This window comes from Pseudoalteromonas sp. (assembly GCF_041613455.1).
In the GTDB taxonomy this organism is placed as follows: Bacteria; Pseudomonadota; Gammaproteobacteria; order Enterobacterales; family Alteromonadaceae; genus Pseudoalteromonas.
Genome location: NZ_JBFJHD010000102.1, coordinates 1 through 11047 on the forward strand (window position 1 = coordinate 1; position 11047 = coordinate 11047).

Consider the following 11047-nt stretch of genomic DNA (forward strand, 5'->3'; position numbering starts at 1 on the left):
GCCGTGGCCGATTACCGCGCCGCCAATGTAGCAACGCAAAAAATGAAGAAACAAGGCGATGAGTTAACCCTGAGTTTAGTTAAAAACCCGGATGTGGTGGCCACGGTTGCCAACCTCACGAAAAACCGCCCTTATACGGTCGGCTTTGCTGCCGAAACACAAAATGTTGCCAGTTATGCCAAGGGTAAATTAAGCAATAAGAACCTCGATATGATTTGTGCCAATGACGTGTCAAAAAGTGGTCTTGGGTTTAATGCAGACGATAATGCACTCACCTTGTACTGGCAAAACGAACAGCTAGAATTGCCCACCAACAGCAAAACCGCCATTGCCCTTGAGGTGATCAAACAGCTCGCGCAGAGATTATAAAAGAGCTGGAAACAAACTGAATAAAACATTAACATAGCAAACGCGTATTCGCCTTTTTAGTGCTAATTAGCTCAACTTTAAAGATAAATGCGCGTTTATTACTTGAACAAAAATGACTAGCTCCTGCTAACAGATAACTAATAAAAAAGGAATGTTCATGCCTGCGACAAAAAGAAGTAATCGCAAAGAGCAAATACTGCAAGCACTCGCACAAATGCTAGAAACCAGCCTAGGCCAGCGTATCACCACCGCTAAATTAGCAACCGAAGTGGGCGTATCTGAAGCAGCGTTATACCGTCATTTTCCTAGTAAAGCGCGCATGTTTGAAGGGTTAATTGAGTTTATTGAAGACACGTTATTATCGCGCATTAATATTATTTTAGAAAACGAAAAAGAAAGCCAAGCACGGGTGTATAACATTTTGCATTTACTGCTTACTTTTGCTGAAAAAAACCCCGGTATAACCCGTATTTTAACCGGTGATGCACTGCAAGGTGAGCAAGAGCGGCTGCGAGAGCGAGTACAAGGCTTGTTTGAAAAGCTAGAAACCCAGTTTAAACAAGTGCTACGCGAACGCAAACTGCGCGAAGGCAGAAACTTTCAAAGTGATGAATTAACCTTGGCTAACTTTTTACTGGCCTATGTTGAGGGTAAAATGAATCAATTTGTACGCAGTAACTTTAACACCAAACCCAGCGCACAATTTGAAAAACAATGGCCAGAACTACAAAAAATCTGGTTATAAGGTTGTAGGTAATATAATACCCCCCTAATGAGCTCTGTGTTCTTATTATGAATTAGCATTTAAAAATTAATTTGAACACAGAGCAGAAAATAAGAACAGCTGAAAACCACACCCAAAGTAGCGTTTTCCTAACTTTTTATTGCTGCCTAACACTCCATCCCGTGGCCCGAAAATCTAACCATTAACCATTCATTTTTAACCTCTCATCTCTGCTATGCTACCACTTGTCGTTTCTACTCGAATTGTTAGTTAAACTCGTTACAATCAAGAGATTGTTATAAAACGAGAACCAATAATGAAAACAACGCTCACCCTGTTAAGCTCGGCATTAATTACTGGCTTAACTAGCACAGCCGTATACGCAAAGGACGCTTTACAATTTAAAGATGTGTTTGCCTTTAAATACGCAAAAAGCACGCAGCTCTCTGAAGATGGTCGTATTTTATCGTTCAGTGCCACCCCTTACCGTGGTGATGCCACTGGCCAAGTATACTCACTGAGTAGCAATAGCTTAATTGCCGAAGTGCCTCGCGGCACGGCTCCGGCAATTAATAAAGCCGCTACCTGGGTCGCATTTACGCAAGTGCCGACATTGCTTGAAACTGCAACCAGTGAAAAAAAAGACAGCTTAAAAAATAACTTAGTGCTGGTAAATACTGACAGCGGTGAGCAGCGCAGCTTTGCCGATGTACAAGACTACACCCTGTCGAACGATGGCAACTGGCTGGCTTATCGAGTCAGTGCCAGCAGCGATGAAAACGCCGCAGCAGCCGACGCTAACAGCGAGCAGAAAAATAACAGTGCCATCACGCCAGATAAAACCGATAAAACCTATAAGTTGGTGGTGGTTAACTTAGTCGATCAACGTAGTCACAACATAACAAACGTGCTTAGTTATGGCATTAGCGCGACAAATAACCAGCTGCTGATCAGCCAAGTTTTTGCTGATGGCAACAACAACCAAATTAGTCTGATTAACTTAGCTGATTTCAGCCACAGTGTGTTAATTGATGAACCCGGTGTGGTTGCCAGTAAAATTGCCTGGCACCCTACAAAGGCTACAGCCGCGTTTACCTTAGGAAATTATGTTAATGACGATATGCGCCGTCGTAACTACAGCTTGCAGCTGTGGCAAAATGAGCAGCTAGCGACCATTGCGTTACCCACTAAAAATTGGGCTATCGGTAAAACTGCGGCATTAAGTTGGTCTGAGAATGGCGAGCGGTTATATTTCGAAAACCGCCCAATACTGGCTGCAAAAGTGAAAGCGAAAACCTATAGCGATGCAGCCTCACTGTATGACTACGACACCATTACCGCACATAAGGCGTTACATATATGGCATAACAACGATGCCGAAATAAAACCGCGTGAACAACAACAGTGGCACGAAGTCAATAAACACCGCCATTACAGTGCGGTGTATCATCTTAACGCACAAAAGGTGGTGCAGTTAACGCAGCCAACCATGCCCACTGTGGCGCTTAATACTGAGCGTGACACGGCGTTATTAGCGTCTTCAAATATCCCCTATTTAGAAAAAACCATGTATGGTGGATTTTTTGCCGACTACTTTGCAGTCAATATTAAAACTGGCGAACGTAAACCCATAGTGACTGAGCACCCATTTACCCCCAGCTTGGCTCCTAATGGTGAATTTGCAGCCTACTTTGATAATAGCCAAATACAACTTAAAGATTTAAAAAACAACAAAGTAACCACGCTAACTAAGGCTATTCAGGCTACTTTTGCCGATGATAAGCACGACTACCCGTCAGCTCAGCCAGGCTATGGCTTTGCCGGCTGGCTGAAAGACAGCAGTCAACTTCTCGCTTACAGTAAATACGATATTTGGGCGTTTGATGTAGCCAGCCAACAAGCCACGCGCTTAACCAATGGTAAAGCAACCAACACCCAATACCGTATTATTCAACTGGATAAAAACCACGTTGGTTTTAACCAGCACGACCGCGTATTACTTGCCGCCACTAACTTAAATACTAAGCAACGCGGGGTCGCTAAGCTTGATTTAGCCACCCAAACTGTGACGAACCTACTCAGTGGTGAACAGCGCTTTGATGTGGTTAAAAAAGCCAAGCATGCCGATAAGTACCTAGTTACTCAGCAAACATACCATCAATTTCCTGACTTTTATCAAACCGACTTTAGCTTTAGCAAGCCTATGCAGGTGACTAATCTTAACCCACAAATCAGCGACTTTGCATGGGGTGAAAAACCCGAGCTAATTAGTTATAAAGGCTTTGATGGCGAAGACCTACAAGGGGTGTTAATTAAACCTGCCGGTTATAAAAAAGGCGATAAAGTGCCAGTAGTGGTGTACTTTTACCGTTACATGAGTCAGCGCATGTACGATTTTCCAAAAATGGAGCTTAATCACCGCCCTAACTTCCCCATGTTTACCTCTAACGGTTATGCGGTATTTTTACCCGACATTCGCTTTGAAATAGGCCATCCGGGCAAGTCGTCAACGCAAACCATGATCAACGCCACCCAAAAGCTGATTGATTTAGGCATTGCCGATCCAAACAAAATAGGCCTGCAAGGGCATTCGTGGGCGGGTTATCAAAGCGCCTTTATGATCACCCAAACCGATATGTTTAAAGCTGTGGTATCGGGTGCGCCGGTGTCGAACATGACCAGTGCGTATAGCGGTATTCGCTTAAAGTCAGGGCTGGCGCGTCAATTTCAATACGAAACAGGGCAAAGCCGTATTGGTAAAAATCTATTTGAAGCACCTGAACTCTATATCGAAAATTCACCGGTGTTTTTTGCCGATAAAGTAAATACCCCAATATTAATTATGTTTGGTGATAAAGACGATGCGGTGCCATGGCACGAAGGGGTGCAGTACTACTTAGCATTACGCCGCGCGGGTAAAGATGCCACTTTTTTACAATATCAAGGCGAACCGCACCATTTAAAGCAGTTCCCCAATCAAGTGGATTTTTCGATTAAAATGCTGCAGTACTTTGATCATCACTTAAAAGGTAAACCTGCGGCTAAATGGATGACCCAAGGCGAAGCCTTTATAGAGGAATAACGCACACGAGTGCCAAACAAGTAAAGGGACAGTGAGCACAGCTCTCCCTTTACTTACTTTATAAACCTTGTGCGGCGTTATTTACATTCAAAGCAACACTGCAAACAGCGCTTAGTTAACTTAGACTAAACAGCCACACCAGCGCCTTCTTACTACTTTACTGCCTTGATATCCCTACTAACAATACTGCCCTGCGGCAAAACCACAGCTCCAAGCGTATTGGAAATTGTAGCCCCCTAGCCAGCCGGTAACATCGGTGACTTCACCAATAAAATACAAGCCTGGTGCTTTTTTAGCCTCAAACGTTTTTGAGCTCAGCTCGTCGGTATCAACGCCGCCAAGTGTCACTTCGGCAGTTCTATAGCCTTCGGTGCCATTGGGTTTGATTTGCCATGCATGTATATAATCAGCCAGCGCATCGATTTGGCCGTGAGTCAGTTGATTTATATTACAATCGGGAATGGCGTTACTGTCGTGCAGAATTTCAATAAAGCGCTTCGGTAAAATAGTGGCAAGGCTATTTTTTAACGATTTTTGTGCCTGCGTCTCACGCCATTCTGCTAGCTGTTGTTTTAAGTCTAAGTCAGGTAATAAGTTAATAGTCACCGCCTGCCCTGCACGCCAAAATGAGCTTATTTGTAAAATAGCCGGCCCCGATAAACCGCGGTGGGTAAACAAGATATTTTCTTTAAATGAGGTGCCATCTTCACTGCTCACTACACAGGGAATACTCACCCCCGACAAGCCTTCAAAACGCGCTTTATCGTGCTGATGCAAGGTAAACGGCACCAGCGCCGCCATAGTCGGTAATACCTTTAAAGCAAACTGTTCGGCAATTTTATAGCCAATCGGGGTCGCTCCAAGCTTAGGCATAGTCAAACCGCCAGAGGCGACTACCAACGACTGACAAGTAAACGTTTCTTGCTCGGTCACTACGCTATAGCCGGTATCTGTTTTACTCACATTCAGCACTTCGTTGCGCAGTTTAATCGTTACCCCCGCCCACTCACACTCGGTGAGTAAAATATCAACAATATCCTGCGCGTTATTATCACAAAATAGCTGACCTAAAGTTTTATGGTGATAGGCCAAACCATGGCGGTCGACTAATTCGATGAAGTCGTGCTGGGTATAACGACTTAAACAAGATTTCACAAAATGCGGATTGTTACATAAATAGTTCTCTGGGCTGGCGTTTTCGTTGGTAAAATTACAGCGGCCGCCCCCACTGATCAAAATTTTACGACCCGGTTTTTTACCCATATCAAGCACTGTCACACTGCGGCCACGGTAGCCTGCTTGTGCTGCACACATTAAGCCCGCAGCGCCCGCGCCTATTACTATCACATCTACTTGGGTCATTTATGTTTCTCATTAATTTTTTTGCGAGTATAGCAAAATTTAGTGCGCGACTGGCGATCAAATTCATTGTTTTTATTAACACAACAAATAATATCGAGTGGATTAAAACAGCAAAAACAAGCTAATCCTTTTAGCTCATTTTTAATTTATCTAAAAATACAAAACAACTATAAAGCAGCAAATCAGCTAGTTATAACCAAATGAAATAGGGACATAATGAATTAGTCTTTTAATAAATTTAACAGATCATTTACCTTTGTACCCGCTTCGTGGAACTGCTCGCGAAATAATAACTATAATTTGAGGATTATCATGACAACAACAAGAACATTTAAAAAATGCGCTATTGCATTAACGGTTAGCTCGCTATTTATAGCAACATCAAGCATCGCAACCCCCGCTCAGGCTATTGCACCGTCAATGACGGACACATCAGCAAAATTACAAAGCCAAGTGGGCTTTGAAACACAGTTCATTATCAAGTATAAAAATAACAACAATGAGATGGCGACGTTTTCAGCTGCAGATTTAACGCCTGAAAAAATGAAGGCAAAGGCACAAGACTTTGTAAAAAACTTCGCTTCAAAGAAGGGTAAAGTAAAAGCTAAGTATATTCGAGCAATGGCACTTGATAACCATCACGTTATGCGTGCAGATAAAAAGCTTACTGCTGAAGAAGCACAAGACTTTATGCAAGAAATGATTGATTCTGGCAATGTTGAATACATTGAAGTGGATCAGATGCTAAAACCGTTTGCAGCGCCAAATGATCCGCGTTATGGCGATCAGTGGCACTATTTTGAAGCTACTGGTGGTTTAAACTTGCCTAGCGCGTGGGATAACGCAACGGGCACGGGTGTTACGGTTGCGGTACTGGATACTGGTTACCGCCCCCACATCGACTTAGACGCTAATATTTTACCCGGTTACGATATGATTTCTAACTTATCGGTAGCCAATGATGGCAATGGCCGCGATAGCGATGCACGCGATCCCGGTGATGCTATCAGTGCCAATGAATGTGGTTATACCCATGGTGCACAAAATTCTAGCTGGCATGGTACCCATGTAGCAGGGACGGTTGCAGCAGTATCGAACAACGGCGAGGGGGTTGCTGGTGTGGCTTACGGTGCGAAAGTCGTGCCGGTACGTGTACTTGGTAAGTGTGGCGGTTTAACCTCTGATATTGCTGATGGTATTATTTGGGCATCGGGCGGCACTGTGTCTGGCTTACCTAGCAATGCCAATCCCGCTGATGTTATCAATATGAGCTTAGGCGGCAGTGGTTCATGTAGCTCTACCACCCAAAATGCAATTAATACAGCCCGCAATAACGGCACTGTAATCGTCATCGCGGCGGGTAACGATAACGATAACTCGGCAAACTACAACCCAGGTAACTGTAGTGGTGTGGTTAATGTGGCTTCTATTGGTCGCGATGGTGGCCGCGCGTATTATTCAAACTATGGTAGCAACATTGATGTTGCCGCACCAGGTGGCGCACAAAGCTTTGCCAACGATCCTGAAGGTGTTTTATCTACCTATAACTCAGGCTCTACTACGCCATCAAGCGACAGTTATGGCTATTCACAAGGTACTTCAATGGCGGCCCCGCATGTAGCCGGTGTTGCTGCGCTGATCAAACAAATGAACCCCAGTGCAACACCTGACGAAGTTGAAAGCATCTTAAAGTCAACCACCCGCTCCTTTCCAGCTACCTGTACGAGTTGTGGTACGGGTATTGTTGATGCAGCCGCTGCGGTAGCGGCTGCGAGTGGCGGTACGCCTCCACCAGGGGGTAATGAACTCATTGACGGTGAAGCAAAAACAGGTCTAAGTGGCGCATCTAGCTCAGAAACGTTTTACACCATGACAGTACCCAGTGGTGCCAGCAATGTTACCTTTACCATGAGTGGTGGCACCGGTGATGCCGACTTATATGTTCGTGCAGGTAGCCAACCGACGACGTCTACCTATGATTGTCGTCCTTATGAAAGTGGTAACAACGAAGTGTGTTCGATTGATAGCCCAACCGCAGGAACTTACCATGTAATGCTGCGCGGTTACTCTGCTTACTCAGGTGTGAGCTTGGTAGGCGACGTGACTGCGGGTTCTGGTGGTGGTGCACCACAAGCGGGTGGTGGTACTGTAAGCGATGTAAGTGCAAGTGCGGGCCAATGGAAACATTACACACTTGATGTGCCAGCAGGGATGGCTACATTTACCGTAACAACCACAGGGGGTACCGGTGATGCTGACTTATTTGTTAAATTTGGCAGCCAGCCAACTTCGTCTAGCTACGATTGTCGTCCTTATAAAAATGGCAATGAAGAAACCTGTACTTTCTCTAATCCACAAGCAGGTACTTGGCATTTAAGTGTTAATGCTTACAGAACCTTCTCTGGGTTAACGTTAAGCGGACAATATCAACCTTAATATTGCCGCAATAAAAAAACCGATGTTGCTATAACATCGGTTTTTTATTTTCTGCTATTTGCTACTTTATAGCTGTTCAAGCACCGCCGCGGCGCGGCTGACTACAAATTCTTTTTCTTGTTCTACAAACAAACCGGTTACAAGATTATTGTCGACGATCATCGCATAACGCTTTGAGCGAATACCACCAAAACCAGCCGTGTTCATATCAAGCCCTAATGCTTGCGTAAAGCTTGCATCACCATCTGCAAGCATCTGGATTTCGGCTGCATTTTGTGACTCGCCCCACGCTTTCATCACAAATGCATCGTTCACCGCTACACAGTAAATAGCATCTACACCTTGCGCTTTTATTTTATCTGCTAGGGTAATAAATTCTGGTAAGTGAGCATTTGAACAAGTTGGTGTAAATGCCCCTGGCACTGCAAATAACACCACTTTTTTATTGGCAAATAATTCACTGTTAGTCAGTGTTTGCATGCCCTCTTCGCCTAACTGGGTGAGAGATACTGCGGGTAATGTTTGGCCTTGCGCTATCATGGTATATCCTTAATCGAAATTAACTTACACCAATTACATTAAATTGGCATTAATAGACGCTACAGCATACAAGGTTAATGCGCTGTTAGCATTGCTTAAAATGCGGTTCATTAATAAATTTTAGGCACAATTAAACCACATATGAATGTGGTTTAATTGGTAATCTGTATTAATTAAAGACCAGCACGCTCTTTAATTATAGCAATTAACGGTGAACCTGAATGACCATTTGCTTGCGCCCATGATAAATCAGCACCATCTTCCAGTGAGCTTTTAGATAAGTTTTTAACAATATACTCACCGCTATCTACGGCATTACTTGCTACCGCATGGCGTAATAAATTATTACCATTACAGAATACAGCATCATAAATATTACGCACTTTCACACGTGAACTTTTTAGCTTACTGCGTAAACGGTTTTTATCATCTGCAGCAATATATTCACAGATAGAAATAGCTAACTGCTCATCGGCTTTAACAGGCGCGGTATAGGCAAATGAAGCGGTTGCAACAGCTGCAATAACAGCTAGCTTTAGTAATTTAGTCATGGACACCCTTTATAGTACTTTATTCTTACTCGATTGGTTAATATTGTACCAACCGGAGCGGAATTGCGCAATAATGTTAAGGGGTTTTATACAAAGTTACGAATTTATGACTATATTGATTGTTATCATCAGCGGCTATCAACATTTCATCCACAACGTGCCAGTTTGCCACCTGCTCGTAATCAGGAAACTGCGTATCACCGGCAACCTCCAAGTCGATAAAGGTTAAATAGAGCCTGTCTGCTTGCGCTAAAAATTGCTGATAGATATTTCCGCCACCAATAATCATCACCTCTTCCACATCGGCAACTAGCTCTAACGCGGCCTCTGGCGTTGTCACCACCTCAATACCGGTTGCTTGGTACTGTGCATTACGAGTAATCACAATATTACGTCGTCCCGGTAAAGGCCGACCAATCGACTCAAATGTTTTACGCCCCATAATAACCGGCTTACCTGTGGTTACTTGTTTAAAATGCTGTAAATCACCGGGTAAGTGCCACGGCATATTATTATCAAGACCAATCACCCGGTTTTTTGCCATTGCAGCAATCATTGAAATTATCACGCTAATATATCCACTACTGTTACCAATCGGTATTATTAAACAAAGAAAAAGGAGCATCAGCTCCTTGTTATATAATTAATGATAATTAACGCTCGTAAACCACTTCTACGTCGTAATCATCTTCATTCCAGTCATCCCAATCATCATCGTCGCCTTTCTTAGTGGCTTTTTGATGATAAGTATCCCATTTGAATTCAATTTCTTCATCTTCAGCTTCAACAAACTTCTCTTTTGGCATGCTATCTAGCAGCGTCATGATGTCGTGGATCAGCTCTTGAGTGTTTAATTTATTAATTGCGGCAATGCTGTAAATATTTTCAGTTTCGCCAAGCTCTGCGGCAATTTGCTCACACAATGCTTTTGCTTCGTCTGCTGGTAATAAATCTATTTTATTAAACACTAACCAACGTGGCTTTTCTGCCAATTTAGGGCTGTACTGATGTAGCTCGTTAATAATTGCAAACGCATTATCAACCGGGTTTGAGCCATCGACTGGCATTACATCGATGATGTGCAGTAATACACGACAACGCTCTAAATGTTTTAGAAAGCGAATACCTAAACCAGCACCGTCAGAGGCACCTTCAATTAAGCCAGGTATATCAGCAATAACAAACGATTTATTTGCCTCAGGACGTACTACCCCTAAATTAGGAATAAGCGTCGTAAACGGGTAATCGGCTACTTTAGGACGGGCTGCAGAGACACTGCGGATGAAGGTCGATTTACCTGCATTTGGTAATCCTAATAAGCCTACATCGGCTAATAACAACAACTCTAATTTAAGGTTACGCACTTCACCTGGCGTACCTAAGGTTTTTTGCCGTGGCGCGCGGTTAGTACTTGATTTAAAACGCGCATTCCCCAAGCCGTGGAAACCGCCTTTTGCAACTAAAATTCTTTGCCCATGCTGCGTTAAATCGCCTAGCCCTTCTTGCGTATCAACATCGGTAATACGTGTGCCTACGGGCACCATCACATAGAGGTCGTCAGCTTTTTTACCGGTACAATTGCGGCTACGGCCATTGGTACCACGCTCTGCTCGGTGAAAACGCTCAAATTGATAATCAATTAAGGTATTTAAGTTTTCATCAGCCTGTAGATAAACACTACCACCGTCTCCACCGTCACCGCCATCAGGTCCACCATCTGGCACATATTTCTCACGACGGAAAGACACGATACCGCTGCCACCGTCACCAGCTTCTGCGCGAATTTCTACTTCATCTACAAACTTCATGATTACTCACTTTAGGGATTGGCTTGTTAATAACTCTATTATATACCCAAGCCGTGCTGATTGCAGGCTGGGCTTGGGTATATATTTTGCTTAAAACAAAAAACCCCGCAAAGGCGGGGTTTTTTAACTACCTTGCTGATTACTCAGCTACGATAGTTACGTATTTACGGTTTAA

9 protein-coding genes are annotated in these 11047 nt (G+C 43.7%); 4 read left to right on the top strand and 5 right to left on the bottom strand.

Annotation, left to right across the window (positions count from 1 at the left end):
- From ABYB02_RS10415 to ABYB02_RS10425, 3 genes are all read left to right on the top strand, one after another.
- Window positions 1-369: phosphopantothenoylcysteine decarboxylase (locus ABYB02_RS10415; RefSeq protein ID WP_372762396.1), on the top strand; the 369-nt coding region annotated here is incomplete at its 5' end.
- Between the two features lie 157 nt (window positions 370-526).
- Window positions 527-1114: a nucleoid occlusion factor SlmA gene (slmA, locus tag ABYB02_RS10420; protein ID WP_372762397.1), complete on the top strand. Its 588-nt coding sequence runs from the start codon at window positions 527-529 to the stop codon at window positions 1112-1114.
- 295 nt (window positions 1115-1409) lie between these two features.
- A complete protein-coding gene (locus ABYB02_RS10425; protein ID WP_372762398.1) occupies window positions 1410-4175 on the top strand; it encodes a prolyl oligopeptidase family serine peptidase in 2766 nt (921 codons plus the stop codon).
- A gap of 177 nt (window positions 4176-4352) precedes the next feature.
- Here ABYB02_RS10425 and ABYB02_RS10430 read toward each other — a convergent pair whose 3' ends face one another.
- A complete protein-coding gene (locus ABYB02_RS10430) occupies window positions 4353-5537 on the bottom strand; it encodes an NAD(P)/FAD-dependent oxidoreductase (protein WP_372762399.1) in 1185 nt (394 codons plus the stop codon).
- 312 nt (window positions 5538-5849) lie between these two features.
- Here ABYB02_RS10430 and ABYB02_RS10435 point away from each other — a divergent pair, with 312 nt between their 5' ends.
- Window positions 5850-7973, top strand: coding sequence for a S8 family peptidase (locus tag ABYB02_RS10435; protein WP_372762400.1), 2124 nt, complete (start codon window positions 5850-5852; stop codon window positions 7971-7973).
- Between the two features lie 66 nt (window positions 7974-8039).
- Here the strand turns inward: ABYB02_RS10435 and ABYB02_RS10440 are convergent, their stop codons facing one another.
- The 4 genes from ABYB02_RS10440 to cgtA all read right to left on the bottom strand — a co-directional run bounded on the left by ABYB02_RS10440 (window position 8040) and on the right by cgtA (window position 10872).
- A complete protein-coding gene (locus ABYB02_RS10440; RefSeq protein ID WP_372762401.1) occupies window positions 8040-8513 on the bottom strand; it encodes a peroxiredoxin in 474 nt (157 codons plus the stop codon).
- Between the two features lie 173 nt (window positions 8514-8686).
- Window positions 8687-9064 (bottom strand): DUF3718 domain-containing protein, encoded by a 378-nt coding sequence (locus ABYB02_RS10445; RefSeq protein ID WP_372762402.1) that lies wholly within the window; start codon window positions 9062-9064, stop codon window positions 8687-8689.
- A 76-nt stretch (window positions 9065-9140) separates the two neighbouring features.
- Window positions 9141-9632 carry a type 3 dihydrofolate reductase gene (folA, locus tag ABYB02_RS10450; RefSeq protein ID WP_372762403.1) on the bottom strand — a complete coding sequence of 164 codons (492 nt, stop codon included), beginning with the start codon at window positions 9630-9632 and terminating at the stop codon, window positions 9141-9143.
- An 85-nt stretch (window positions 9633-9717) separates the two neighbouring features.
- Window positions 9718-10872, bottom strand: a complete 1155-nt coding sequence (gene cgtA, locus ABYB02_RS10455; protein WP_372762404.1) for an Obg family GTPase CgtA — start codon at window positions 10870-10872, stop codon at window positions 9718-9720.
- Between the last annotated feature and the right edge of the window lie 175 nt (window positions 10873-11047).